We start from the raw sequence: 26,539 nt of genomic DNA, 5'->3' as shown, positions 1-26,539 counted from the left end.
GGTGCATAATTTTCAAATACCATGGCTATTCCAAAATTCACGAAATTAACGACTACGGCCTGTCCGCTGAATATAGAGAACGTCGATACCGACCAGATCATTCCCGCCCGCTTCCTGAAAGCGGTCGAACGCAAAGGCTTCGGGGACAATTTGTTCCGCGACTGGCGTTACGATAAGGCCGGCAACAAGGTGGACTCCTTCCCGCTGAACGATCCGAAATTCGGCGGCGAGATCCTGGTGGCCGCCAAAAACTTCGGCTGCGGTTCGTCGCGCGAACATGCCGCGTGGGCGATTTTCGACTACGGATTCCGGGTGGTGGTATCGAGCTTTTTCGCCGATATTTTCCGCAACAACGCGCTGAACAACGGCCTGGTAATGGTACAGGTCAGCGACGAGTTCTTAAACAAAATATTCGCCGCCATCGCTGCCGATCCGAAGGCTCAATTCGAAGTCGACCTGCCGAATCAGACCTTCACGATCTGCTCGACCGGCGAAAAAACTTCGTTCGAAATCGACGGATACAAAAAAGAATGCCTGTTGAACGGGTACGACGACGTAGACTATCTGTTGAGCATCCAAGACGATATCGCCCGTTTCGAAAAGGCCCGGGCCTAACTTCCTTACGCTTATGGTAAAAGAGATTGAGATACTCGATACGACGTTGCGCGACGGCGAACAGACCTCCGGGGTTTCGTTCGCGGTACGCGAAAAACTCAGTATGGCCCGCCTGCTGCTCGACGAACTGCACGTAAACCGGATTGAAATCGCTTCGGCACGGGTGTCGGAGGGCGAATTCGAATCGGTGCGCAGGATTGCGCAGTGGGCTGCCGCACGCGGGTATCTGGATCGTGTGGAAGTACTGGGATTCGTCGACAACGGGGTATCGTTGAAATGGATCGCAGACGCCGGCTGCCGGGTAGTCAACCTACTGGCGAAAGGCTCGCGCCGTCATTGCGAACTTCAACTACGCAAAACCCCGCAGCAACACTTCGCCGATATCAAAACGGCCATCGCGCAAGCGACCGAAATGGGCATCGCGGTCAACATCTATCTGGAAGACTGGTCGAACGGGATGCGTTTTTCGCCCGACTACGTTTACGAGATGGTCGATACGCTGAAAAGAGAGCCTATCCGGCGCTTTATGATTCCCGACACGCTCGGGGTGCTGAACCCGGACGACTGCTACGCTTTTTGCCGCGACATGGTGGAACGCTATCCGGAGCTGCATTTCGACTTCCACGCGCACAACGACTACGATCTGGCGGTCGCCAACGTCGCCGCAGCCGTCAAAGCCGGAGTGCAGGGCATCCATACGACCGTCAACGGATTGGGCGAACGGGCCGGGAATGCGCCGCTGTCGAGCGTAATCGCCGTGTTGAACGACCACCTGAAAGTGCGTAATACGATCGTCGAGAAGAGCATCAACCACGTCAGCCGGATAGTGGAAACCTACACGGGCATCCACATCCCGGCCAACGAACCGGTCGTCGGCGAAAACGTATTCACGCAGTGCGCCGGCATCCATGCCGACGGGGACAATAAGGACAACCTGTACTACAACGACCTGTTGCCCGAACGGTTCGGACGGGTGCGCGAATACGCGCTCGGAAAGATGTCGGGCAAGGCGAATATCAAAAAAAATCTCGATACGCTGGGCATCGACCTCGACGAGGAAGCGATGCGCAAAGTGACCGAACGGATCATCGAACTGGGCGACAAGAAACAGGCCGTAACGTCGGAAGACCTGCCTTACATCATCGCGGACATCCTGAAACAGGACGTTTACGACGTAAAGGTGCATATCCTGAATTACAATCTGTCTCTGTCGTATGGCCTTAGGCCGGTGGCGACCGTGAAAATCCGGATCAACGATCGGGATTACGAGGAAACCTCGTCGGGAGACGGGCAGTACGACGCATTCATGCGGGCCATCCGGAAAATCTACAAGGAGCAACTAAAACGCGATTTCCCGATGCTGGTCAACTATTCGGTATCGATTCCTCCGGGAGGACGCACCGACGCTTTCGTCCAAACCTACATCACGTGGGAATACCGCGGCGAAACGTTCAAGACCCGCGGGCTGGACGCCGACCAGACGGAAGCCGCTATCAAGGCGACGCTCAAAATGTTGAACAAGGTCGAAAACATCCTCAATCAACAGTCGTCCGGCGAAAATTAATAACCGGAATCCCGCAAAACCGAAACGGGCGGCCCCTCAAGATTGGGCCGCCCGTTTTATCTGGTGAACAAACCATACAGCAAAGCATTCAAGGCTTCCGATAATCCTTACGCAAACTGCTTTTCCGCTCCGTCGGGAAGTCGTCGGGTACCCGCTGACGGACTTTCCCGGTAGCGGCCCATTCCGACCCGCGCAGCAACAACGTTTGAAACCCCGTGCACTGCATGGCCGGATTGTCTTCGAGACTCGGTCCCGCATGACCGATCATCAAGTGAAATATGCGGGCTTTCCCGTAATCGACGGTAAAAACCAACGGTTCCTCGCGTCCGGAACCTCCTCGTCCGGGATCGGCATAGGCCGTGTACAGCAATTCCGCGACATTGGCCGGACCGCGCATCCGATCGTACAGCTCGTCGGTCGCATGTATCCACCGCCCGGGCAATCCCCGGACAACCGGATGTTCGGCATTACGGCCATTCATCGAGTATTCGCGCTGTTCGCCGTGCGAGCCTCCGGGCCCCTTCGTCGTGTCTCTTACCAAACTTCCGTCCTTCCAGTACAGGTACGGGCCGGAACGCTCGTCGCGGCCTCCCCAACCTCCGAGAGCGGCAATACGATTAAATTCCTCCCAATCGGGAAAAGCATTGTCGGCGGCGTGGTAGAGCACCACCCCGCCTCCGTCGCGGACATAATCCAGAAAACGCCGCTCGGTCGAAGCGCTCCAGCGGTCTCCGTTATAATCCAGGATCACCACCCGGTAGGCGCTAAAATCGGGATCAAAAGCATCCATATCGCCGCCCTGCGGCGGAGAAACCGCCAGATCGACGGCAAACAGTCCGGAATTTTGCAGGATGGCCTGCAACGCCCGGTGGCTGACGGGCCAGTTGTGGTTATTCTGCCCGGTGACGATCAACGCCCGGATCGGTCTGCGGGCGCAGGACACACCGGGAAAACAGACGACGCATGCCAGCAGCAGCGCAGCCTTCAAAATCGTTTTTCTATACATAAGGTTAACGTTCAGGTGATTCCTAAAGATAGCGAAAGGGAGCCGGAATCCGCCTCCCTTTGCCGGTAAGTCCTCCGGATTACAGTTCGCGGATCCAGATATTGCGGAAACGCACCGGATTCAAATGATCCTGCAAGATGATCGGGCCCTTGCTGTGCGCGACGATCCGCGGGAAACCGATAAACTCGGTCGTTCCGAGAATCATCGTATTGTTCTGCACCAAAACACCGTTATGCAGCACGGTAATGCGCCCGTGCGATTGCAGCGAGCCGTCCTCCTTGAAACGCGGAGCGGTATAGATAATATCGTAAGTATTCCATTTGCCCGGTTTCTGGCAGGCGTTCACCAGCGGCGGAGTCTGCTTGTAGATACTCCCGGCCTGGCCGTTCGCATAGGTTTCGTTCTGGTAGTTGTCGAGAATCTGCACTTCGTACATGCCTTGCATAAACACGCCGCTGTTGCCGCGTCCCTGGCTTTCGCCGACGATTTCGGTCGGTGCGCTCCACTCGAGGTGCAACTGGAAGTCGCCGAAATCCTTTTTCGTGCGGATGCTGCCGGAGTGCGGCTTGACGGTCATGATCCCATTCTCGATCTGCCAGCCGACGGGCTTGCCCTCCTCGCAGTTTACCCATTCGCTGATCGCGTTGTCTTTCAGCCCCAGCAGAACGACGGCGTCGGACGGCGGCGCAACCACCGCATTGTCCATATCCGGAGGCGTAACGATTTTCGGTTGCGGCGTCCAGAACTCGGACATGTCGTGCGTCATCGGCGCGGGATCGGGGTATTTTTTGGCATCCTGACCGGCGGCGCCCGCGCATACCCCCACGCACCAGGCACTCAACAATAATAAATGTTTCATTTTTTAATGTATTGGTTAATGTTCGGTAAATGTTCCGCTCATTCGGCCGGCGTTTCCGTAGTTCCGGAATCGTCCGGGTTATCCGGATCATCGGGATTATCCGGATCGTCGGGTTGTTCAGGCTCTTCGGGCTCGGGATCCGGTTCCGGCGGCTTGACAGGATTCAGGATTACCCGGATCCGGTCGTGACGACGGTTGTTTCCGGTATTGGCCGGATGCGTGTAAAGCAGTTTCAGAGCGACCGTATCGGGCTTCAGCAGTGTCTCCGGATAAATCTTCAATACGATCTCCGAACGCAGCGTATCGGCAGTCACGAACCGCACGATCGAATTAACCAACTGATAGTTGTCGGGATCGACGGCCGTAGTGTATTCCGGCAGCACCTCGAAAGCGAGGGTGTCGACGGCATATTCGACTCCTCCCAGGCGGTAGACATAAATGGGCTGCTCGACGGGAACCCGCAACGACGTATCGACATCGACCGTCTGGGTCGCCGTCCGGAACCAATAAACATCCGTAACAAAACTCGAATCGTCCGTCTTATCGCACCCTCCTGAGAGAAAAATAAAAATCAGGACGGCACCAAGCATCCATTTTCCTTTCATAAACTCCATTTTTGCAACCGCAGAAATACGTATCCGGCAGCTTTTGCCCCGGTTGCCGGATACGTCCGCCGGATGACGAACCAAAGTTACAACTAATTCATTAAAATCTTACAAAACCCGAATTTGTTTTTCTTTTTCGCGAATTTTAACCGTTAAACCCGTAAATCGGAACAGGATTGCAAAAAAATGGATAGCTCATGAAAAAAAATGCCTCGCAAAAGGTCTAATATTGCACGTAGGAAAAGTTGATAAACCGGTAAGCGTATGGCGGAACGAAATCGAACGGCTTAAGCAAATTGGTTCTCAGCGAAAAAGGTTAATGTTAAGGTTAGTTTTAGGTTAGGTTAGCTGCGATGCAGTTAGGTAAAGTTGGGTTAAGTTAGGTTGGGTCCGGTATTTATACCGGACCTTTTTTGTATATTTGACATCCGAATCGTTTTTCAGAATCGACTTATACCATATCTGTAATCCGTATATTGTTTCAAACCCGAACCGACATGATCAAAAAAACCTTCCGGTCGATCGCACCGCTCGTTTTCGCGATGCTGGCATGGAGCGTCAACGCCCAAACTTACCGCCCGATCGCCGGCTTCTCCGCCGAAACGAACCGGAAACTGGAATCGTTTCTGAACTCCACCCGCACGATGAAAGAACGCAAGGTAGCCGTTTTCGACTGCGACGGCACGCTGCTCGGCCAAACGCCGTACTACCTCGCCGACGAAGCCACTTACGATTTCGCCCGTAAAAATTACGAAGGCAAAAAGGATGAAAATTCGAAAACGAAGTGGGCGGTCTGCCGGCAGTTGATCGACGGGGACAACGTCACTTTCTCCTACATCGAAAATTACATCCGGTTCTATGCCGGAATGACTCCCGACGAGATGTGCCGGGTCGGCTGGGAGTGTTTCCACGACAAATTCCAGCGGAAATTTTATCCGGAGATGAAAGAACTGCTCGGAAACCTCGAGGAATACGGCATCGAAATCTGGGTGATTACGGCCTCTCCTGAACTATTGTACCAGCGGTTTATCCACGAAGAGCTGGGGATTCCGGTCGACCGGATCATCGGAGTCAAATCCTGCATCCGCGACGGGATCGTCACCGACGAAACGGTGCGTCCGATCCCGCAGGACGCCGGTAAAGCCGAAGCGCTCAACACCTTTATTAAGGCCCGGCCGATCCTGGTCGGCGGCAACTCGCGCGGAGACATGGAGATGATGCTCGAATCGGTCGGTCTGCGCGTGATCGTCAACCCGGACGACACGAAACCCGAAGAGGCGATGGGCGGCAAAACGGTAAAGGCTTTCTGGGAAACGGACCCGAATACGATCGCCGTCCGCTGCAACGACGTGCCGGACGAAGGTTACGACTGGGCATGTAAGGCATACGGAATTCCGCAAAACCGCACCAATTCTGCAATTCAATAACGCAAATCCGATACGACCCATGAAAAACACAATCCTCGTTTTCTTATTATGCAGTCTACTGGCGCCTGCTACGCACGGCAGCGCCCGAAATCCGGAATCCGAAAAAGACACGTACACGAATCCGGTACGGACGACCGACGGAGAAGTGTTGCAAGTCGCCGACCCGTTCGTATACGAATACAAAGGTACCTATTACATGACCGGAACCACGGCCGGAGACTGCGGTTTCGATTACTATACCTCGAAAGACCTCGTGACGTGGGAATACGGGGGGCCGCTGTTTCGCAAATCGGCCGGGCATTTCGGCGCCGGGGCATTCTGGGCTCCGGAGGTAAAGTACTATAAAGGAAAATTCTACATGACGTACAGTTGCCTGAACGCCGAACGGGGCGTACTGTTGTCGTGCCTGGCCGTCAGCGACACGCCGGACGGGCCGTTCGAAGAACTTTATACGCCGTGGTTCGACCTGGGATATTCGGCCATCGATTGCCATATTTTCGTGGACGACGACAAAGCGAAAACGCCCTACCTGTACTTCAGCAAAAACGGAAATCAGGACGGTTATGGATACGGAGAGAACTACGTCGTGGAACTGAAAAAGGATCTTTCGGGAATGGTCGGCGAACCGCGGCTGGTCTCACGTGCATCGCAACCGTGGGAAAAAGTGCGCTGGAACGTAAACCGTTGCAACGAAGGGGTCACCGTCATCAAAAAAGGGAAAACCTATTATATGACCTACTCGGCCAACGACACCGGATTCGAGTTCTACGGAATCGGGATCGCGACGGCCCCCCACCCGCTCGGCCCGTGGACGAAATACGACGACAACCCGCTGATGACGACCGACCTGAGTAAAGGAGTATCGTCTCCGGGACACAACTCGATCGTCCGAACGAAGGACGGGAAACTATGGATCGTCTATCATCGCCATACCGATCCCGCCTGTCCGAAGCCGTCGTTCGACCGGGTGGTGTGCATCGACCGGCTGTTCTTCGACAAAAACGGCAAACTGAAGACGGACGGCCCGACTTCGACGCCGCAGCCGGTACCGTAAAATCGATCGCATATACGTTATCGTTTTAATCCGATTTTTATTAACTTTACCCAATAGACCATCTGGAAATGAAAAAATCACTGTTTATTGCCGGCCTGCTGGCTTGCGGCACGCTTTACGGACAAAACCCGATCGTTCCGCCGGGAGTATACCTGGCCGATCCCGAAGGACACCAATGGAAGGACGGGAAACTGTACCTCTACGTTTCGCGCGACGAAAGCCCGGACTACTACTGTTCGTGGAGTTACGACCTGCTGTCGACATCCGACCTGAAAAACTGGAAGATCACCAAAAACGCTTTCGCCTCGAAGGGGCCGAACGACCAGGTTCCGTACAGCGACGGCGAACTCTACGCTTCGGACGCCGCTTACAAAAACGGCAAATACTATTTATATTACAGTATGCGGGACGCGATCGACGAAGGCGTGGCTGTATCGGACTCGCCCGACGGACCGTTCAAAAACGGTCAGCCGATGAAAGGTATTTCGCAGATCGACCCGGCGGTCTTCGTCGACGACGACGGACAGGCGTACCTCTACTGGGGGCAATTCTCGGCCAAAGGGGCCAAACTGAAAGACAACATGCTGGAAGTGGACACTACGACGATAGTAGACGGACTGGTCACTGAAAAAGATCACTTTTTCCACGAAGGCAGCAGTATGCGCAAGCGCAACGGAATCTATTACATGGTTTACGCTCACCTGCGCAAAGGACGTCCGACCTGCATCGGCTATGCGACGTCGAAATCGCCGCTCGGACCGTTCAAATACGGCGGCGTAATCGTCGATAACGCCGGATGCGATCCCGAATCGTGGAACAACCACGGCTCGATCTGCGAGTTCAACGGACAATGGTACGTACTCTACCACCGGACGACGAACGGCGCTCGGTCGATGCGCAAAGCCTGTATGGAACCGATCACATTCAACGAAGACGGAAGCATCAACGAAGTGGAAATGACCTCTCAGGGAGCCGGCGATCCGCTGAACGCATTCGACAAAACCGGGGCGGAACGGGCGTGTCTGCTGTGGGGAAATACGCGGATACGCCTCTGCGCACCGGATAACGAAGAACTGAGCGGCATACAGAACGAAAATTACGCCGTCTATAAATACCTCGATTTCGGAGACGGGGCCGACAGCTTTACGGTGGACGTCACCCCGAAAGCCGGAGGCAAGATCGAAGTATGGATCGACAACCTGTGGACCCCGCCGGTAGGCGTCGTCGATGTTCCGGCGTCGGACGACGGGAAACCGGTCACGCTGACCGCAAAAATACAGCCTGTCAAGGGGGTACATGCCCTGACGCTGCGTTTCACCGGCGACAAAGACGCAGACGAGTTGTTTACGGTCGACGCGTTCCGTTTCGGAAAGCAGTAGACGACCCGATACGACCGGAACAGCCGGAGTCGGACTCCGGCTGTTCCTTTAACCTGCAAACCTACGACCTTAAAACCTAATCTATGAAAAAACTCTACCTAAGCATCTTACTGGCAACTGCTCTGACGACGCCGCAAACGCTGTTTTGCGCTCCCCCCGCGACGCGCCCGCAGACATGGACGGCGCAGGATGCACTGGGACGCACGATCGGATCGACCGAACAGTACGGCGCTCCGAGACCGGGCAAAACGGTCGGCATGTTCTTCGTCATCTGGCACGGCACGAGCGGTTACGACACCTACATGAAGCAATTGCCCGACGAAGGCGTCCGCATTCCGCAGCCGACCGATACGCTGAGTCCGTACGACAACCAGAAACTGATGACCGAAAATCCGCAGAATCCGCAATACGGACCGCAGTGGGTATTCCATCACTGGGGAGAACCCTACCTGGGTTACTACCTGGCCGACGACGATTGGGTAATCCGCAAACACGCGCAAATGCTGACCGATGCGGGCGTGGACGTCATCATCGTCGACCTGACCAATGCGGTGATCTACCTGCCGCAGTTGAAAAACCTCTGCAAAGTATATACGCAGATCCGGGAAGCAGGCGGAAGAACCCCGCAACTGTCATTCATCTTCAACACGCAGGCCCGGGAGACCGTCCAACGTCTGTACGACAATTTTTACGCAAAAGGACTGTACAAAGATCTATGGTTCTACTGGAAAGGGAAACCGCTGATCCTATGCCCTCCGCAGGACGTAACGCCGCAGTTCGCCGACTTTTTCACGATCCGGCATTCGTGGTTCTGCTCGCTGCCGGAGTGGGAGTGGTTCGGCGACGGACGCGACAAATGGCCGTGGGCCGACTACTATCCGCAGAATGCGGGCTGGCACGAATCGCCCGATAAGCCGGAAGCGGTTTCGGTCGCTCCGGCCACCCACCCGATCACCGACGGAGGACGCGTACGCCGCGTCGGACGCAGCTACCACAACGGACAGCAACCCGACAAGGCGCATCAACATTCGGAGCAGGGGCTCTGTTTCGCCGAACAGTTCTCGCGAGCAATGGAGCTCGATCCGGAATTTGTCTTCTTCGCCGGATGGAACGAATGGACGGCGATCCGGATCATCGACCACAACGACTTTCTCAAGTGCGGCGACCGGGATCTGAAAGAGGGTGACACTTATTTTTGGGATCTCTACAACCACGAATACAGCCGCGACATCGAACCGCTGCGCGGCAGGTTCGGCGACAACTACTACTACCAGCTCTGCGACTTCATCCGCCGCTACAAAGGCGTGGAACCGATCGAGGTACATTCGGACATTCACCGAATCGACCCGGGCGACATGACGACCTGGCAGCAGGTCAAAGCCGTTTACGCGGACGACCGGGGCGACACGTTCCACCGCGACCACTTCGGTTACGGACGGATCGGACAGTTGATCAATACGACCGGACGCAACGACATCGTCGAAGCGAAAATGGCCAACGACGGAAAAACGCTGTGGTTCTACGTCCGCACCGACCGGCCGATCACGTCCTGCACCGACCCGAAATGGATGCGGCTGTTCATCGACGTGAAAGGCTCCGGGCTGCCCGACTGGGAAGGATTCCAGTATGCGGTCGGAAATCCGGCCGCCGACGGATCGAAAACCGCGCTGTCGCGGTCGCGCAACGGATGGAATTGGGAAAAGATCGCCGACCTGGATTACCGCGTCTCGGACAACGAAATGGTCGTTGCGGTTCCGTTCGCCGCAATCGGAGTGAAAAATCCGAAGAACTTCACCGTGGATTTCAAGTGGATCGACAACGCGGTCGATCAGGGAGACATCCAACAGTGCCTCTCGGACGGAGACGCCGCGCCCAACGGACGGTTCAGATACCGATATGCCTTCAGCAGATAACCCGGCAAACAAACCCAACAAACCTATCTATGAAAACGATAAAATTCAGAATATTACGCCTCGTCTGCTTGCTGAGTATAACGGGCGGGGCGGCTGCGGCGCAGGTCGTGCCGCCGACCTGGACGGCGCAGGACGCGCTGGGACGCACGATCGGCACGGACGCTCAGTACGGAAAACCGCGTCCGGGCAAAACGGTCGGCATGTTCTTCGTCGTCTGGCACGGTGCGCACGGATACGACCACTACGAAGCGCGCCCCGACATGGATGTGATCGTCCCCGGCAAAAACGACACGCTAAGTCCGTACGACATCCAGAAATTGCTGGACGAGCGTCCGGACGCCCCGCAGTACGGACCGGTCGGGGCTTTCCACCACTGGGGCGAACCCTACCTGGGCTATTACGTCGCCAACGACGAGTGGGTCATCCGCAAACACGCGCAAATGCTTTCCGACGCCGGCGTGGACGTTATCATCATCGACATGACCAACGAAGTGATCTATCTGCCGATCGTGACCAAGCTGATGGAAGTTTACCGGAAAATGCGCAGCGAAGGAAACCGGACGCCGCAGATCTCGTGCGTATTCCACACGCTGCTGCCCAACGGCAAAGAGACGCTGAAAAAGATGTACGACAACATCTATTCGAAAGGACTGTACGAAGAACTGTGGTTCCGCTGGCAGGGCAAACCGCTGGTATTCTGCCCCCGGGAAGCGCTGACTCCGGAAATGGATGCGTTTTTCACGACGCGCCACTGCTGGTTCGACTCGCGGGAACCCTGGTTCCGCGACGGCCAGCGCTGCTGCCCCTGGGCGGACTACTATCCGCAGAACTACGGATGGGACGAAGACCCGAACGTCGCCGAAATGATGTCGGTCGCTCCCGCCACCCATCCTACCGATCGCCGGGATCGCGTACAGAGGATCGGCCGAAGCTTTCACAACGGCCGCCAACCGCTGACCGAAGCGGAACAACGCTCCGGCGAAGGACTCCATTTCAACGAACAGTTTTCGCGGGCCATGGAGGTCGATCCGGATTTCCTGTTCTTCACCGGATGGAACGAATGGAGCGCGATGCGCTTCATCAATCAGGGCGAGATCCTGACCCTGGCAAATAACGAGTGTAAAATCGGAGACAGCTATTTCTGCGACGACTACAATCACGAATACAGCCGCGACATCGAACCGCTGCGCGGCGGGTTCGGCGACAACTACTACTACCAGCTCTGCGACTTCATCCGCCGCTACAAAGGCGTGGAACCGATCGAGGTACATTCGGACATTCACCGAATCGACCCGGGCGACATGACGACCTGGCAGCAGGTCAAAGCCGTTTACGCGGACGACCGGGGCGACACGTTCCACCGCGACCACTTCGGTTACGGACGGATCGGACAGTTGATCAATACGACCGGACGCAACGACATCGTCGAAGCGAAAATGGCCAACGACGGAAAAACGCTGTGGTTCTACGTCCGCACCGACCGGCCGATCACGCCCTGCACCGACCCGAAATGGATGCGGCTGTTCATCGACGTGAAAGGCTCCGAGCTGCCCGACTGGGAAGGATTCCAGTATGCGGTCGGAAATCCGGCCGCCGACGAATCGAAAACCGCGCTGTCGCGGTCGCGCAACGGATGGAATTGGGAAAAGATCGCCGACTTGGATTACCGCGTCTCGGACAACGAAATGGTCGTTGCGGTTCCGTTCGCCGCGATCGGAATGAAAAATCCGAAGAGCTTCACCGTGGATTTCAAGTGGATCGACAACGCGGTCGACCAGGGAGACATCCAACAGTGCCTCTCGGACGGAGACGCCGCGCCCAACGGACGGTTCAGATACCGATATATTTTCGAACAACAACCTGATAAAACCCGATAATCATGAAAAAAACCACTATCTCGGCGCTTTTGCTGTCCGCTTTGCTGACGGCAATCGGGACGGAAGCCCCGGCGCAGACCAAACCGGATACCTGGACGGCGCAGGATGCGCTGGGTCGTAAAATCGGTACGACGGATCAATACGGCAAACCCCGCAAAAACAAGGTCGTCGGCATGTTTTTCGTCATCTGGCACGGCGTGCACGGATACGACCGACCGGCATCGAACCCCGACAATGCAGTGATGGTTCCCACCGCAGCCGACTCGCTGAGTCCGTACGACAACCAGAAAATCATCGATGCGAACCCGCAGAATCCGCAATATGGCGCGGAACACGCGATGCATCATTGGGGCGAACCCTACCTGGGCTATTACGTCGCCAACGACGAATGGGTCATCCGCAAGCATGCTCAAATGCTGTCCGACGCAGGCGTGGACATGATCATGTTCGACGTAACCAACCAGGCGATCTACCTGCCTGTGGTCAAACAAATCTGCGACGTCTACACCAAAATGCGTAAGGAGGGAAACAAAACCCCGCAAATCTCGTTTATCTTCAACACCAACGCCAAGGAAACGCTGGAAAACCTGTTCGACAGCTTCTACGGTAAAAATTTGTACAAAGAGCTGTGGTTCCGCTGGAAAGGCAAGCCGCTGATCTTCTGTCCGCCGGAAGGAATCACGCCGGACATGGCCGGCTTTTTCACCGTGCGTCATTCGTGGTTCTGCTCGGCATGGGACTGGTTCGGCGACGGACACGACAAATGCCCGTGGGCGGATATCTATCCGCAGAAATACGGCTGGCACGACCGTCCCGACAAACCCGAGATGATCGCGGTATCGCCCGCGACGCACCCGATCGTTACGAACGACATGAAACAGGTGGGACGCAGCTATCATGACGGCGCGCAGCCGGACAAAGAGCACTGGCGCTCCGGCGAAGGGCTCTGTTTCCGGGAACAGTTCGAACGCGCCATGGAGGTCGACCCGGAATTCATCTACTTCTCCGGCTGGAACGAGTGGACGGCCATGCGGTTCGTCAATCCGGGCGGCATCCATAAAGTAGGCGAATACGATTGCAAAAAAGGGGACAGCTATTTCGTGGATCTTTTCAACCATGAGTTCAGCCGCGACATCGAACCGCTACGCGGCGACTTCGGCGACAACTATTACTACCAACTCTGCGACTTCATCCGCCGCTACAAAGGCGTGGAACCGACGCCGGTCTATTCGGCTTACCAGACGATCGACCTCGGCGACATGCAGGCATGGAACAAAGTAAAAGCGGAATTCGCCGACGACAAAGGGGATGTCTTCCACCGGAACCATTACGGTTACGGAAGCGTAGGACAGTACGTCAACAACACGGGACGGAACGACATTCTGACCGCAAAAGTCGCCAACGACGGCAAAACGCTCTATTTCTACGTCCGCACGGCAGCGCCGGTAACCCCGTTCTCCGATCCGAAATGGATGCGGCTGTTCCTGGATGTCAAAGGCAGCGAATCGGGTAACTGGGAAGGTTTCCAGTACCGGATCAACAACGACGTGACCGACAATAAAACGAGCCTCGAAAAGTCATTGAACGGCTGGAACTGGCAGAAAATCGCCGATCTGGACTACCGGGTCGCCGGCAACGAACTGGTCGTGGCGGTTCCCGCCCAGGCGATCGGAATCGCGAATGCGAACGATTTCGCGATCGACTTCAAATGGATCGACAATGCGGTCGAAGAAGGCGATATCCAGGAATGTCTCTCGGACGGAGACGCCGCGCCGAACGGACGCTTCCGCTACCGCTACCAATTTAAAAAATAAAAACGTCTGAATTTTAATAACCTAAAACACACCCATGAACAAATTCGTTTGCGTGCTCCTTTGCACGCTGCTGACCGTCGGGTGCAAAGACGACAAGACAAATTCCGATAACCAGGGTCCAGGGCCAGACCCCGGACCCGATCCCACGCCTCCCGCCGAAGAAGTGATCGCCGAAGTGGATCCCCTGTCGTGGACGTCGGTCGACGGCCTCGACAGAACCATCGAACCCGGCGTGAATTACGAAACGCCCGAAACCCGCGGAGAAAAAACAGTGGGCATTTTTTACTTCCTGTGGCTGGGATGCCACTCGTACGACACCGGATTGCCGACCTACACGGGCGGCGTTCAGAAGCCGTCCGCAACCGATGTGGAAAGTCCTTACGACATCCAGAAGCTGCTCAATGCGAATCCGACCGATCCGGCACTGGGGCCCGAAAACATTTTCCATCACTGGGGAGAACCCTACATGGGGTACTACGTATCCGACGACGAATGGGTCATCCGCAAACACGCCCAGATGCTCAGCGATGCCGGCGTCGACGTGGTGCTGTTCGACGTAACCAACGGATTCACCTACCTCGACGTAGTCAAAAAGGTAGGAGACGTCTATACGGCGATGCGCAAAGAAGGCTCTCAAACGCCCCAATTCGCGTTCGTTGTGCACTCCGGCGCATCTGAGACAGCACATTCCGTGTACCGGGACATTTACCTGCGGGGACTGTACAAAGACCTCTGGTTCCAATGGGATCACAAACCGCTGCTGCTCTGTAACCCGGACGAAGTTTCGTCGACCGTCAAAGGATTCTTTACGATCCGCCACGCCTGGTTTCTGAGCAACAACAGTTCGGCGGACGCCTGGTTCGGCAACGGAGAAGACAAATGGCCCTGGGGATCGGTCTACCCGCAAAAAGTAGGCACGCACAACGGCGTCCGCGAATGCGTTTCGGTGATGCCGGCGACCCACCCCACCTCGAACATCGGCCGCAGTTACAACGTAAACACCCAGGTGCAGCCGGGACCGAGCGCCCTGCGTTCGGGAGAAGGCATCCATTTCAAGGCGCAGTTCGAAAGGGCGTATACCCTCGATCCGCAATTCCTGTTCTTTACGGGTTGGAACGAATGGGTCGCCCAACGGTTTATCTCCAAAAGCGGCGGAGATTACATGCTGGGCAAACCGTTGCCCGCCGGCGGCTCCTACTTCGTCGACCAGTACAACCACGAGTTCAGCCGCGACATCGAACCGCTGAGAGGCGATTACGGAGATAATTATTACTACCAGATGGCCGACTTCATCCGTCGTTTCAAAGGAACCAAACCGTCGCCTACGTTCACGACGACGGACACTATCCGGATCGACGGCCAAACCGACGAATGGAAACCGGTGCAGGCGGCTTACGCCGACGACAAGGGCGACATCGCTTTCCGGAATCATTTCGGATACGGACGCATGGGACAGTTGGTCAATACGACCGGCCGCAACGACATCGTCCAGGCGAAAGTCGCTAATGACGGCACTTACCTCTACTTTTACGTAAAAACCGCGTCGGATATCACGCCGTACAAGGACAAGAACTGGATGCGACTGTTTATCAACGTAATCGGAAGCGACAAGCCGAATTGGGAACATTTCCAGTATATGATCAACGGCGAGGTGACCGACGAAACGACCACCTCGCTGGCCGTATGCCGCGGCAATTGGAACTGGGAAACGCAGCAGGAGATCAGCTACCGGGTCGAAGGCAGCGAAATGGAACTCGCGATCCCGATGGCGAGCCTCGGAATCAAAAACGTCCGGGACTTCAAGATCGACTTCAAATGGATCGACAACGCCGTATCCAAAGGCGACATCCAAGAGTGCCTGACCGACGGAGACGCCGCCCCGAACGGGCGGTTCCGTTACCGTTACCAATTCAAAAAGTAAAATCTTCGGATCGGCCGGATTCCGGCAGAACGTTTCTTGCCGGAATCCGGTTGTCCCGAAAAAATATTTTTGTAATTTTACGAATACAACTATTAACCAATTTCCCTAAAATTTCAAATGTATGATACGTATGAAAAATTTTTTAAGGCTATCCGTTCTGGCGATGATGCTGGCTCTGCTGGCGGGCTGCTCGAAAGACGAACCGGAGAAAGGCGACGGCGGCGAAGGAGGCGATAACGGCGGCAATACGCCCGGTCCTGTTTACGAAGAAGCGCAGGTAAACAGCGACCTGTGGACGGCCACCGATCCGCTGGGACGCAAACTGCCCGACTACGAACAGGCCGGCACAAAAAAGAAAAACAAATACATAGCCATGTTCTACTGGACGTGGCACAACCCCAACATGGTCAGTTACGGTACGGTCGGAAATATTTCCCAAATTTTGAAAGAGAACCCCAATGCCATCAAGGAGAAGGACAACCCGGTATGGGACCGCGGAGGCAGCAATACGCACTTCTGGGGCGAACCGCTGTTCGGCTATTACCGGACGACCGACCCGTACGTACTGCGCAAACATGCCGAAATGCTCGCCGACGCCGGAGTCGACGTCGTGTTCTTCGACTGCACGAACGCGCCGTTCCTGTGGGACGAGTCTTACAATGCCCTGATGAAAACCTGGGATCAGGCGCGTAAGGACGGCGTGAAAGTCCCGAAAATTTCGTTCCTGCTTCCTTTCGGGCCGAGCGACGCATCGTACGACATGATCAAAAGGCTGTACAACGACGTGTATAAAGTCCGCAAATACCAGAACCTCTGGTTCACCTGGCAGGGCAAGCCGATGCTGATGGGTTATAACGACAACATCCCGACGAACAACGCCGAAGACCGTGAAATGAAGAATTTCTTCACATTCCGGCCCGGTCAGGCGGACTACGTCAACGGCCCTTCGAACAACACCCAGTGGGGCTGGCTGGAGATTTACCCGCAGAACAAATACGCCTATAACGAGGAAGTAGCGGTCGGCGTAGCCCAGAATACCTGCGCTTCGAACTACTACCATGCCAGCGCATTCAATATTCCCGGTACGTTGGGACGAAGCTACACGGGAAAGAACAAAAGTTGGGACACGCGCCCGGACTCTTACCTGTACGGAGCCAATTTCCAGGAACAATGGGACCGCGGCATCCAGCTCGATCCGTACCTGATTTTCGTCACCGGATGGAACGAATACATCGCCGGGAAATGGGATACGGGATGGCAGGGCGACCCGTTCTCGTTCGTCGACCAATTCGATTGGGAACACAGCCGGGACATCGAACCGAACAACGAATGGTGGGATGCCGACGGCAATTACAGGGGAGACACCTATTATTACCAACTGATCCAGAACGTGCGTAAATTCAAAGGCATGACTCAGCGCGAATATGCGTCGGAAACCAAAACGATCAAACTCGACTCGATGGCAGCTTGGACAGACGTGAAACCCGACTTCAGGCACTACAAGGGAAACGCGATCAAGCGGGCCCACGCCGGGCATGCCGACAAGTATTACAACAGCTCGCTGGGACGCAACGATATCGTCGATGCGAAAATCGCCCGCGATGCCGAATACATCTACTTCTATGTCGAAACCGCTTCGGCGATGACTTCTCCGCAGGACGAAAACTGGATGATGCTTTTCATCGACATCGACCGGAACAAATCGACCGGATGGGAAGGCTACGACTACGTCGTCAATTACGAAACGCCGGACGCATCGACCGGAACCGTCTCGAAAAACGTCGGAGGCAAATGCGAATGGGATAAAGCCGGAGATTTCGATTACGTCGTCAAAGGCAACAAAATGGCGATTCGGATGAAACGGTCGGTACTCGGAATCAAGGATAAAATCGACCTCGAATTCAAATGGGTGGACAACATGCCGAAAAATACAGAATCGGGCAAACCCGAATACAACGCCTCGCAGTTTTATACCTGCGGCGACGCTGCGCCGGGAGCGCGTTTCAACTTTATCTACACGGTCAAATAGATTCTTCCCGAAAAACGATCAGGCCGGCACCCCAACGAGTGCCGGCCTGATCGTTTTTATCCCCGACAAAGATCAGATGATCTCCGCCACGACATACGTGCTACCGCCGACGAATATCAGATCTTCCGGGCCGGCCTGCGACCTGGCCAAACGGAGCGCCTCGGAAACGCTTCCGACGCATTCCCCGCGCAATCCGTACGCTCCCGCGCGCCGCGCCAGTTCTTTTTCGTCGAGCGCGCGCCGGATCGCCGCCCGGGTAAAAAAATAGTAAGCGTCTTTCGGCAACAGCGGCAATACCTTCGACAAGTCCTTGTCCTCGACGAAGCCGACGACCATCAAGAGTTTGCGATAATGCTGCGCGGCAAGCTGCGCCGCCACTTCCGTAATTCCGGCTTCATTGTGACCGGTATCGCACACAACCAGCGGGCGTTCGCCCAACTGCTGCCAGCGTCCCATCAACCCGGTCGTCCGGGCCGCCGTCGCAATTCCCCGAAACACCTGTTCCCGTGAGATGGAAAGCCCGCCCGCCCCGTTCAGTACGTCCAGCGCCGTCAGCGCCGTCAATACGTTCTTGCGCTGATACAGTCCCGGCAGATCGCTGTCGATCCGGAAGCGAGAGCCGTCCAGCCGGTTTTCGATTTCGAAAGACTGTCCCTGCGGCCGGGAAATCTGTCCGAGCACCCGGTAGGTCTGGTCGGCAAAGAGAATCGGGGCGCGGGATGCTTTGGCTTTGTCGATAAAAACGAGCTGCGTTTCGATCCGGCTTTCGCCGACGACCACCGGCGTATCCTCCTTGATGATCCCGGCCTTTTCGCCGGCGATTTCTTCGAGCGTATCGCCGAGAAACTGCGTGTGATCGTAACCGATGTTGGTAATGACGCTCACCAACGGACGGATGATGTTGGTCGAATCGAGACGGCCGCCCATTCCGACTTCGACCACCGCTACATCGACCTCGTGCCGCGCAAAACAATCGAATGCAATGGCCGTAGTGATCTCGAAAAACGAAGGCTGCACCCGGTCGATCGTCCCGCGATTCCGTTCGACGAAACCGATCACTTCCTCCTCGGAAATCATTCGTCCGTCGATCCGGATGCGTTCCCGGAAATCCTTCAGGTGCGGCGAAGTGAAAAGCCCCGTCCGATATCCGGCCGCCGTCAGCGTCGAAGCGACCATATGCGACACGGAGCCTTTACCGTTCGTCCCGGCTACGTGAACGCTGCGGATTTTGCGGTGCGGATTCCCCAAAGCCTCCTCCAGCGCCACGATATTATCGAATCCGGCCTTGTAAGCGCTACCGCCGACGTGCTGAAACACCGGCAGCGAATTATACAAAAAATCGAGCGTCTGCTGATAAGTCATTCGAATACTATTTGGACAAACAAAACCTTCCGGGCAAAAACCGGAAGGTACACTTTTAATCGACGATATGGCTCTTCCGCCGGAAACGGTAGGCCATGAAATAGAGCAGGCCCAGCACGAACACATAGCTCGACACCCGACCGATCACATCCCCGTAACGGGTATAAAAAGTCATCCTGTCGTTCAGGCTCAACGAATCGGTCAACGCTCCGCGCTGGTCCCATCCGAGTTTTTGCAACACGTCGCCGCGCTGGTCGATGAATCCGGAAATACCGGTATTGGCGCTGCGGGCGATGCTACGCCGGTTTTCGACGGCCCGCAACCGCGAATAAGCGAACAGATAGCGATGTCCGGGCGTATCCCGCCACCAGCCGTCGTTCGAAATCACGCACATCACCTGCGCCCCGTTGCGAACGAACTCGGTGAAATATTCGCCGTAAACCGCCTCGTAACAGATCGCCGGCCCGGCACGGACGCCGCCCGGAGCGGTAAACACCTCGCGCACTTTCCCGTATCCGATCTGTCCGGACAGTCCGCCCAGATCGACGAATAAGAATTTCCATTTTCGAATTACCGAATAATAAGGGAGCATCTCCGCCCCGATCACCAGTTTCCCTTTATGGTGTATTTTGATCGCTTCCGTCGAATCGAGCCCCAACGCCGTGTTGAAAACATCGTACCATTGTCCGCCCCGCTCGCGCGCCGTAGGAGACGCGGTCTCTTCGGAATCGTAAGGAACATACGTATTCGCACCGGTCACCACCATCGTCCCCGGTTTACGCTGCCGGATAAAATCGTGAAACAGCAGCATCGAAGGCGTCCGTTCCAGGTATTCTTCCCAGAAATATTCATCGATCGCCGTTTCCGGAGCCACGATCAGGTCGGCGTCTTGCGGCGCCTGGTCCATCAACCCGATCAACAGTTCGTTCTGTTCGCTCTGCTTCAAAACGAATTTTTCATGGTAAGGGTCGATATTCGGCTGAACGACCGTTATTTTCGTCCGTTCGGACGGCTCTTCGTATGTGGCATACATAATCAGCGAAACGACCGCGGGCAGCAGCAACGCCACCGCCGGAGCGATCCACCGGACGGGCTCGCGTCGCCGTTTCCACGCTTCGAACACAAGCAGGTTCACCACCAGCACCCACAGCGATCCGCCGAGCGCACCGGTGTATTCGTACCACTGCACTAACTTCACGTCCATCGAGAACCCGTTGCCGAGCACCAGCCACGGGAACGAGATCTCGCCGTTCAGGAAAAGATATTCGTAAGCGATCCAGCCGCTGACCAACACCGTGTAGGCCAGCGCCCGTTTGGCCCTGCGCCAGACGGCATGGTAGATCAGAAAGGCCCCCGACATCAATACCGTTCCGGTCACCGTCGCCGCAACGACCCCGATCACGGCCGCGAAACCGACCCACCAGACCGTCGCGAGCCACCACAGCGTGAAAGTCGCCACCGCATAGGGCCAGAATCGCAACGGCTTCCCCTTTCGTCCCGTTTTCGCGGCCACGTCGCTCTGAATCCACAACAGCGGGACGAAAGCCACGAACAGCGTCAGGGAAGTTCCCCCGAGCCACGGGATCGAAAACAACGCCACGCTGAGCAGCAAACAAAGAATACGTTTTCCCATCTTTTCGCTTTTTCTGTTCTGCAAAGATAGATTATATTTATTACTTTTGCATGAAAGATTTCGCGGCCGCAACTGCGAAATCTCCGTGAAAACGCATGATTTATGGGTTTTGAAGTTTTTTTGAAAGGAATCGTTATCGGACTTCTGGCCTCCATTCCATTGGGGCCGATCGGCGTGATGTGCATCCAGCGGACACTGAGCAAAAGCCAGCGTTCGGGGTTCGTATCGGGTCTGGGAGCCGCCTCCGCCGACACGCTTTTCGCTACCGTCGCCTTGTTTTCGCTGACAGTCGTGCTCTCTTTCATCGAAGACAACATGGTTATCATTAAAGTGCTCGGAGGCATCTCGGTCATTATCGTAGGCATGACCATCCTGCTGAAAAATCCGGTCGGTCAGATCCGCCGCAACCGGGCCGGCAAAGGCAGCAACCTGTGGAGCGACTACCTGTCGGTGTTGCTGATTACGCTGGCCAATCCGGCTTATATCCTGATCTTCGTCGCGCTGTTCGCGGCGCTCGGCGTCAACCACGAAGGAATCCCGTACGCCAACGGCCTGCTGATGATCCTCGGCGTGCTGTGCGGCACTTCGCTGTGGTGGTTCTTGCTGACGTTCTGCATCAGCTTTCTGCGTCGCAAATTCCGGCCCCGCCACCTGCTGTGGATGAACCGGATATCGGGAAGCGTCATCGTGATGCTCGGAGCCGCAGCCATTTTATCCATCTTCATTCACATGAAAGTACCTGTCCATGAAATATTCCCCTACTAAAAAGATCGTTATCGCGATCGACGGTTTTTCATCGTGCGGCAAAAGCACTTTTGCGAAAGAGATCGCCGCGCGGATCGGCTACGTATTCATCGACACCGGAGCGATGTACCGGGCCGTAACGCTGTACGGCCTGAGGCACGGCGCCGTACAGGACGGGGACGTGAACGAAGCGCTGCTGATCGCGATGCTTCCCGAGATAGAGATCACGTTCGCATTCAACTCCGAACGCGGAGCGAGCGATATCTTCCTGAACGGCGAAAACGTCGAAAAACGGATTCGCAGCATCGAAGTCAGCGACCTGGTCAGCAAAGTCAGCGGCATTGCTGCCGTACGCGAGCAACTCGTCCGGCAGCAACAGCAACTGGGACGGCAGAAAGGGATCGTGATGGACGGACGCGATATCGGCACCGTCGTATTCCCGGACGCCGAACTGAAAATCTTCATGACGGCCGACCCGGCGATCCGCGCGCAACGGCGCTACAAGGAGCTGGAAGCCAAAGGCGAAAAAGTGTCGCTGGAAGAGGTCGAACGAAACCTGCGCGAGCGCGACCATGCCGACCAGACGCGCGCCGTCAGCCCGCTCAGGCAGGCCGAAGACGCCGTCGTCCTGGACAACAGCCACATGACCCTCCCCGAGCAAATGGATTGGGTGATGCGGCGGATCGAAAAAATAACCTGCGCTCCATGTACATCGAAATAGACGACAAATCGGGATTTTGTTTCGGAGTGGTCAAAGCCATCACCAAGGCGGAGGAATCGCTCGCAGAACTCGGCAAGGTCTTTTCGCTGGGAGATATCGTACACAATCGCGTCGAAGTCCAGCGGCTCGAGAAGCTCGGGCTTGAAACCATCGCACACAGCCATTTTCCGGAGTTGGACGGACAGACGGTGCTGATCCGCGCGCACGGGGAACCGCCGACGACCTATGCGCTGGCAGCGGCCCACCGTATCCGCCTGATCGACGCTACGTGCCCGGTGGTGGCCCGCCTGCAAACGCTGGTCAAAAAGGCGCACGAACAAATGAGCGGTTGCAACGGCCAGGTCGTGATCCTCGGCAAACGGGGTCATGCCGAAGTGGTCGGCCTGACCGGACAGGTCGACGGGGATGCGATCGTCATCGAAACGCTCGACGACCTGGACAACATCGACTTCACGAGACCCGTTTACCTGCTGTCGCAAACCACGCAGAGCCTTGCCCTGTTCGAAGAGGTGCACCGAACCATCCTGGAACGCTCCGCCGACCCGTCGCAGGTGACCGTCAACGATACGATCTGCCGGCAGGTTTCGAACCGGAACCCGCACCTAAAAGAGTTCGTCCGGCGGTTCGACGTCGTAATCTTCGTCTGCGGCCGGAAAAGTTCGAACGGGAAAGTGCTGTATCAAACCTGTACGGAAGCCAATCCGCGCTGCTACAACATCGAGGACGAACAAGAACTGCAAAGAGAGTGGTTCGACGACTGCCGATCGGTCGGCATCTGCGGCGCGACATCCACCCCGAAATGGCTGATGCAGCGAGTCGCCGACACGATCCGTAAAACGATCGGATAAACCCGAAATTATTTCTTATCTCGGGGAACAACCAACCCGTCCTCGTCATGCTCGAAATCCCCGAAACCACCGCCATCAGCGAACAAGTCGCCTCTTTTTTGTCCGGCCGTACGATCGTAAAAGAGGCTCACCTCGGCGGCGCGGTCTACTACGGCCCTGTATGCCAACCCCTGGCAAAAAATAGACGGGAACCTCCCGGCTGCCCTGTTTTTCCGTATCTTTGTATCGACCTGAAGTCCGAACGACCGGACTTCAGGCCGTAAAAACAGAGAACATGGGAAAATTGATCCACAGTTTCGACCCGATCGTCGACGGAGGCTGCCGGATATTGGTACTCGGAACGATGCCCGGCGAAGAGTCGTTGCGCAAACAACAATATTACGGACACCCGCGCAACGCATTCTGGCCCATCATGGCCGCACTCTGCGGACAGGAACTTCCGGACGCGTACCAGCATCGGAAAGCTATGCTGCTGGAGACGCGAATCGCGCTTTGGGACGTTTGCCGCCGGTGCGAGCGCGACGGCAGCCTCGACAGCAACATCAGCAACGAAGCACCGAACCGCATCGGGGAACTGCTACGGCAATACCCGCAGATCCGCACAATCGCTTTCAACGGGCAGTATGCCGCGCGGCTTTTCAAACGTTATTTTCCGAATGTCGATCCGGAAATCACACGGATCATCCTGCCGTCGACCAGTCCGGCACACGCCGTTCCGTTGGAGAAGAAACTACGGGCCTGGCAGGCCGTAAAAGATTTTTTGAAATAAGCCGGACGCAAAACCGACTGAAAACGGCCGCAGGATTTAAAAATCCTGCGGCCGTTTTAAATTCAGAACAGAAAAAACCGGAAACCTTATCCGGTCGGAAAATTTCGCGCGAGGGATTTTCCTCCACACTTCGGGAAACCGACCGCCCCCCCTTCCTTTACCGCCGTTAGTTATTCGAGCTCGACGATACGTCCCTCTTTGCGGCTCCGTTCGGCGGCAAAAGCGATCGCATGGCTTTCGAGCGAGTCGTCGAGCGGAGTGCTCATGATCGTCGCATCCTGCCTGCGGACAGCTTCGATCCAATCGCGGATCATGCCGGCGTCGCCGCCGCCGTGACCGGCTCCTTTGTAATTCTCCGCATCGATCGCATTCGCATCGTAAACCGTCTTTTCGCCGGTCGCGAAATCGGTCAGCGTGAACGATTCCATATCGCCGACGATATCGCCGCGCGTTCCCATGATGCGGGTACGACGCCCCATGTAAGAGGTAAAAGCCTCGATCGAAAAGTTTACCGTCACGCCGCCTTCGAACTCCATGCTGGTCACGTAATGATCCGGCTGATCGTTGCTACAACGGTAAACGCAACGGCCGTAATCGGTCGTACGCAGGTAACGGAGAATCGCTTCGCCGCGTTCGGGCTCCTCCTCCGGCAGGTCGAATACGTACAGCCAGGTTCGGTCGCGATAGTAGATTTTCAACGCGGAGAACGGGCAGGTCGCCTCTGCGGCGCATCCGTCCGTGCAACGTTCGGTACTCCCTTTCGGAGCGTTCTCCGACTTAAAATGTTTCAGGCCGCCGAAGGCCGCTATCCGGCGACAGGGCTTCCCGATCATCCAGTACAGAATATCGAGGTCGTGGCTCGATTTGGCAAGCACCAGCGGCGTGCTTTTGACCGAATCGTGCCAGCTTCCGCGCACATACGAATGCGACATATGGATATGATCCACCGGCTCGAAATGCTGGATGCTCACCAGGTCGCCGATCCGTTTGGTATCGATCATCTCTTTCAGCTTCAGGAAATAGGGCGAATAGCGCAGCACATGCGTCAGGCAGACGATCTTCTTTTTGTCGCGGGCATGGGCGACCAGCCGGCGGCACTCGTCAAACGTCTGCGCGATCGGCTTTTCGAGCAGGATATCGTAACCCAGGTCGAGCGCCCTCATACAGGGTTCGTAATGCAGGTGGTCGGGCGTCGCGATAATGACCGCATCGGCGAATTTAGGCCGGTCGAGCATCTGCTGCCACGTTGCGACCCGGTTTTCGACCGGAACGCCGTATTTGTCCCCGTACATCGTACGGCGTAGATCGACTAACTCGGCGATGCCGACGATCTTCAGGTCTTCGGGATGCTCCAGCGCATAATCGCCGTACAATTTTCCGCGCCCGCTGGCTCCCAGCACGACGGCGGTGACCGCTCTTTTTTCCATCGGTTTATCGGATTCAATCAATAAACTACAAAGCAACGATCCGGTCGAGCCGGGCGCAAAGATCCGCCAGCGCTTCCGCCGAAGCGCTGTTCCCTTGCTCGGTGGTAAGCCATCCGCCCCGGTAATGCTTGCGGGCCGCTTCCATCACTTTGCTCCAATTCACGTCGCCCTCGGTCAACGACACGCCGAACCCGGCTCCCCTCCCTTTGGAGTCCGCTTCCTTGCGGCTGAATTCCTTGATATGGATACGTCCGATCCGGTTGTCCAGAATGTCGATCCACTGCTCGGGCCATCCGTAAACCAGGATATTGCCGCAGTCGAAATAAAACTTCACATACGGGCTTTCGAACTGATCGACGTAATTGCACGCCTCGACCGGACTCAACAGAAAATTATTCCACACGTTTTCGATGCAGATTTTGACCCCCAGCTTTTCGGCGGTAGGGATCAACTCTTTAATACATTCGGTCGAACGGTTCCAGCAATCGTCATAGCTAACCTCCTCGTTGACGATACCCGGCACCAGCAGCACGGCGTCGGTACCGTACGCCTTCGCGTCTTCCATCGCGACGATCATCGCGTCGATCCCCTCCTGCCGCACGGCGGCATCCGGATGCGAGAGCGGTTTCGCCCAATGGTGGACGTTGCAGACGCTCGACGCCACGAGACCGGTCTCCCGCATGGCGGCCAGCACTTCATCGCGATCCATGTGGCTATTGGGCTCGATTCCGTCGTAACCCGCGACTTTGATCGCCTTGCACTTGTCCAGCACGGAACCCTCCATGCCCACCGTTCCCCACATGATCGACTTACGGAAATCGCCGGAAACCGGCTCCTTGTCATCGGCAGGAACCGACACGGAATCGGCTAGCACACCGGCGCGCAAATACGGAAACGACAGAACTCCTGCGGCCAGCAGGGCGTTTTTCAAAAAATCTCTGCGGTGCATAACTGTATCGTTTTAGGTTTCAG

General features: G+C 56.0%; 21 protein-coding genes. 14 read left to right on the top strand and 7 right to left on the bottom strand.

What is annotated here, in order from left to right; genetic code table 11:
• Positions 1 to 21: 21 nt before the first annotated feature.
• Positions 22 to 615, top strand: coding sequence for a 3-isopropylmalate dehydratase small subunit (gene leuD / locus PGR91_RS05780; protein WP_055203912.1), 594 nt, complete (start codon positions 22 to 24; stop codon positions 613 to 615).
• A gap of 13 nt (positions 616 to 628) precedes the next feature.
• On the top strand, positions 629 to 2,179 hold the full coding sequence (locus PGR91_RS05775; protein ID WP_101570814.1) for an alpha-isopropylmalate synthase regulatory domain-containing protein: 1,551 nt from the start codon (positions 629 to 631) through the stop codon (positions 2,177 to 2,179).
• Between the two features lie 88 nt (positions 2,180 to 2,267).
• Here the strand turns inward: PGR91_RS05775 and PGR91_RS05770 are convergent, their stop codons facing one another.
• From PGR91_RS05770 to PGR91_RS05760, 3 genes are all read right to left on the bottom strand, one after another.
• A complete protein-coding gene (locus PGR91_RS05770; protein WP_118458857.1) occupies positions 2,268 to 3,185 on the bottom strand; it encodes a ThuA domain-containing protein in 918 nt (305 codons plus the stop codon).
• A gap of 79 nt (positions 3,186 to 3,264) precedes the next feature.
• Positions 3,265 to 4,044, bottom strand: a complete 780-nt coding sequence (locus tag PGR91_RS05765) for a 3-keto-disaccharide hydrolase (RefSeq protein ID WP_118656507.1) — start codon at positions 4,042 to 4,044, stop codon at positions 3,265 to 3,267.
• A 38-nt stretch (positions 4,045 to 4,082) separates the two neighbouring features.
• A complete protein-coding gene (locus tag PGR91_RS05760) occupies positions 4,083 to 4,649 on the bottom strand; it encodes a hypothetical protein (RefSeq protein WP_182424238.1) in 567 nt (188 codons plus the stop codon).
• A 497-nt stretch (positions 4,650 to 5,146) separates the two neighbouring features.
• Here PGR91_RS05760 and PGR91_RS05755 point away from each other — a divergent pair, with 497 nt between their 5' ends.
• The 8 genes from PGR91_RS05755 (at position 5,147) to PGR91_RS05720 (ending at position 18,063) form a co-directional block, all read left to right on the top strand.
• Positions 5,147 to 6,076, top strand: a complete 930-nt coding sequence (locus PGR91_RS05755) for an HAD family hydrolase (RefSeq protein ID WP_101570820.1) — start codon at positions 5,147 to 5,149, stop codon at positions 6,074 to 6,076.
• 19 nt (positions 6,077 to 6,095) lie between these two features.
• On the top strand, positions 6,096 to 7,130 hold the full coding sequence (locus PGR91_RS05750) for a glycoside hydrolase family 43 protein (protein ID WP_101570822.1): 1,035 nt from the start codon (positions 6,096 to 6,098) through the stop codon (positions 7,128 to 7,130).
• Between the two features lie 68 nt (positions 7,131 to 7,198).
• Entirely contained in the window at positions 7,199 to 8,509 is a 1,311-nt protein-coding gene (locus tag PGR91_RS05745) for a family 43 glycosylhydrolase (RefSeq protein ID WP_101570824.1), read from the top strand.
• A gap of 83 nt (positions 8,510 to 8,592) precedes the next feature.
• A complete protein-coding gene (locus PGR91_RS05740; protein ID WP_118656504.1) occupies positions 8,593 to 10,422 on the top strand; it encodes a hypothetical protein in 1,830 nt (609 codons plus the stop codon).
• 29 nt (positions 10,423 to 10,451) lie between these two features.
• Positions 10,452 to 12,299 (top strand): hypothetical protein, encoded by a 1,848-nt coding sequence (locus PGR91_RS05735; protein ID WP_118656502.1) that lies wholly within the window; start codon positions 10,452 to 10,454, stop codon positions 12,297 to 12,299.
• A gap of 2 nt (positions 12,300 to 12,301) precedes the next feature.
• On the top strand, positions 12,302 to 14,113 hold the full coding sequence (locus PGR91_RS05730) for a hypothetical protein (RefSeq protein ID WP_101570830.1): 1,812 nt from the start codon (positions 12,302 to 12,304) through the stop codon (positions 14,111 to 14,113).
• A 34-nt stretch (positions 14,114 to 14,147) separates the two neighbouring features.
• Entirely contained in the window at positions 14,148 to 16,034 is a 1,887-nt protein-coding gene (locus PGR91_RS05725; RefSeq protein ID WP_118656500.1) for a hypothetical protein, read from the top strand.
• Between the two features lie 130 nt (positions 16,035 to 16,164).
• A complete protein-coding gene (locus tag PGR91_RS05720; RefSeq protein ID WP_257937026.1) occupies positions 16,165 to 18,063 on the top strand; it encodes a hypothetical protein in 1,899 nt (632 codons plus the stop codon).
• A gap of 72 nt (positions 18,064 to 18,135) precedes the next feature.
• Here PGR91_RS05720 and PGR91_RS05715 read toward each other — a convergent pair whose 3' ends face one another.
• Both PGR91_RS05715 and lnt read right to left on the bottom strand, forming a co-directional pair.
• The gene (locus PGR91_RS05715; RefSeq protein ID WP_101570834.1) at positions 18,136 to 19,425 is read right to left on the bottom strand and encodes a bifunctional folylpolyglutamate synthase/dihydrofolate synthase; all 1,290 of its coding nucleotides are present in this window, start codon (positions 19,423 to 19,425) and stop codon (positions 18,136 to 18,138) included.
• Between the two features lie 55 nt (positions 19,426 to 19,480).
• A complete protein-coding gene (gene lnt, locus PGR91_RS05710; protein WP_118656663.1) occupies positions 19,481 to 21,058 on the bottom strand; it encodes an apolipoprotein N-acyltransferase in 1,578 nt (525 codons plus the stop codon).
• Between the two features lie 102 nt (positions 21,059 to 21,160).
• On the opposite strand from lnt, the gene PGR91_RS05705 reads away from it, so the two are divergent.
• From PGR91_RS05705 to PGR91_RS05690, 4 genes are all read left to right on the top strand, one after another.
• A complete protein-coding gene (locus tag PGR91_RS05705; RefSeq protein ID WP_055203885.1) occupies positions 21,161 to 21,823 on the top strand; it encodes a LysE family translocator in 663 nt (220 codons plus the stop codon).
• Positions 21,804 to 22,523, top strand: a complete 720-nt coding sequence (cmk, locus tag PGR91_RS05700; RefSeq protein WP_118656498.1) for a (d)CMP kinase — start codon at positions 21,804 to 21,806, stop codon at positions 22,521 to 22,523. Before PGR91_RS05705 ends, cmk begins: the two co-directional genes overlap by 20 nt.
• On the top strand, positions 22,508 to 23,371 hold the full coding sequence (locus PGR91_RS05695; RefSeq protein ID WP_172970761.1) for a 4-hydroxy-3-methylbut-2-enyl diphosphate reductase: 864 nt from the start codon (positions 22,508 to 22,510) through the stop codon (positions 23,369 to 23,371). The genes cmk and PGR91_RS05695 overlap by 16 nt, the downstream gene beginning before the upstream one ends.
• A 274-nt stretch (positions 23,372 to 23,645) precedes the next feature.
• Entirely contained in the window at positions 23,646 to 24,140 is a 495-nt protein-coding gene (locus PGR91_RS05690) for a DNA-deoxyinosine glycosylase (protein WP_101570837.1), read from the top strand.
• 170 nt (positions 24,141 to 24,310) lie between these two features.
• Here the strand turns inward: PGR91_RS05690 and PGR91_RS05685 are convergent, their stop codons facing one another.
• On the bottom strand, positions 24,311 to 25,567 hold the full coding sequence (locus PGR91_RS05685; protein WP_118656496.1) for a Gfo/Idh/MocA family protein: 1,257 nt from the start codon (positions 25,565 to 25,567) through the stop codon (positions 24,311 to 24,313).
• A 25-nt stretch (positions 25,568 to 25,592) separates the two neighbouring features.
• Entirely contained in the window at positions 25,593 to 26,516 is a 924-nt protein-coding gene (locus tag PGR91_RS05680) for a sugar phosphate isomerase/epimerase family protein (RefSeq protein WP_101570840.1), read from the bottom strand.
• Positions 26,517 to 26,539: the final 23 nt, after the last annotated feature.

This window comes from Candidatus Alistipes pullistercoris (assembly GCF_027665465.1).
GTDB classification, from domain to species: Bacteria; Bacteroidota; Bacteroidia; order Bacteroidales; family Rikenellaceae; genus Alistipes_A; species Alistipes_A hominis.
This window is presented reverse-complemented; position numbering and strand designations above follow the sequence as displayed.

Excerpts from the sequence above, each read along its gene's own strand:
- leuD (WP_055203912.1), top strand. The coding sequence starts at position 22 with ATGGCTATTCCAAAATTCACGAAATTAACGACTACGGCCTGTCCGCTG.
- PGR91_RS05775 (WP_101570814.1), top strand. The coding sequence starts at position 629 with ATGGTAAAAGAGATTGAGATACTCGATACGACGTTGCGCGACGGCGAA.
- PGR91_RS05770 (WP_118458857.1), bottom strand. The coding sequence starts at position 3,185 with ATGTATAGAAAAACGATTTTGAAGGCTGCGCTGCTGCTGGCATGCGTC.
- PGR91_RS05765 (WP_118656507.1), bottom strand. The coding sequence starts at position 4,044 with ATGAAACATTTATTATTGTTGAGTGCCTGGTGCGTGGGGGTATGCGCG.
- PGR91_RS05760 (WP_182424238.1), bottom strand. The coding sequence starts at position 4,649 with ATGAAAGGAAAATGGATGCTTGGTGCCGTCCTGATTTTTATTTTTCTC.
- PGR91_RS05755 (WP_101570820.1), top strand. The coding sequence starts at position 5,147 with ATGATCAAAAAAACCTTCCGGTCGATCGCACCGCTCGTTTTCGCGATG.
- PGR91_RS05750 (WP_101570822.1), top strand. The coding sequence starts at position 6,096 with ATGAAAAACACAATCCTCGTTTTCTTATTATGCAGTCTACTGGCGCCT.
- PGR91_RS05745 (WP_101570824.1), top strand. The coding sequence starts at position 7,199 with ATGAAAAAATCACTGTTTATTGCCGGCCTGCTGGCTTGCGGCACGCTT.
- PGR91_RS05740 (WP_118656504.1), top strand. The coding sequence starts at position 8,593 with ATGAAAAAACTCTACCTAAGCATCTTACTGGCAACTGCTCTGACGACG.
- PGR91_RS05735 (WP_118656502.1), top strand. The coding sequence starts at position 10,452 with ATGAAAACGATAAAATTCAGAATATTACGCCTCGTCTGCTTGCTGAGT.
- PGR91_RS05730 (WP_101570830.1), top strand. The coding sequence starts at position 12,302 with ATGAAAAAAACCACTATCTCGGCGCTTTTGCTGTCCGCTTTGCTGACG.
- PGR91_RS05725 (WP_118656500.1), top strand. The coding sequence starts at position 14,148 with ATGAACAAATTCGTTTGCGTGCTCCTTTGCACGCTGCTGACCGTCGGG.
- PGR91_RS05720 (WP_257937026.1), top strand. The coding sequence starts at position 16,165 with ATGAAAAATTTTTTAAGGCTATCCGTTCTGGCGATGATGCTGGCTCTG.
- PGR91_RS05715 (WP_101570834.1), bottom strand. The coding sequence starts at position 19,425 with ATGACTTATCAGCAGACGCTCGATTTTTTGTATAATTCGCTGCCGGTG.
- lnt (WP_118656663.1), bottom strand. The coding sequence starts at position 21,058 with ATGGGAAAACGTATTCTTTGTTTGCTGCTCAGCGTGGCGTTGTTTTCG.
- PGR91_RS05705 (WP_055203885.1), top strand. The coding sequence starts at position 21,161 with ATGGGTTTTGAAGTTTTTTTGAAAGGAATCGTTATCGGACTTCTGGCC.
- cmk (WP_118656498.1), top strand. The coding sequence starts at position 21,804 with ATGAAATATTCCCCTACTAAAAAGATCGTTATCGCGATCGACGGTTTT.
- PGR91_RS05695 (WP_172970761.1), top strand. The coding sequence starts at position 22,508 with ATGTACATCGAAATAGACGACAAATCGGGATTTTGTTTCGGAGTGGTC.
- PGR91_RS05690 (WP_101570837.1), top strand. The coding sequence starts at position 23,646 with ATGGGAAAATTGATCCACAGTTTCGACCCGATCGTCGACGGAGGCTGC.
- PGR91_RS05685 (WP_118656496.1), bottom strand. The coding sequence starts at position 25,567 with ATGGAAAAAAGAGCGGTCACCGCCGTCGTGCTGGGAGCCAGCGGGCGC.
- PGR91_RS05680 (WP_101570840.1), bottom strand. The coding sequence starts at position 26,516 with ATGCACCGCAGAGATTTTTTGAAAAACGCCCTGCTGGCCGCAGGAGTT.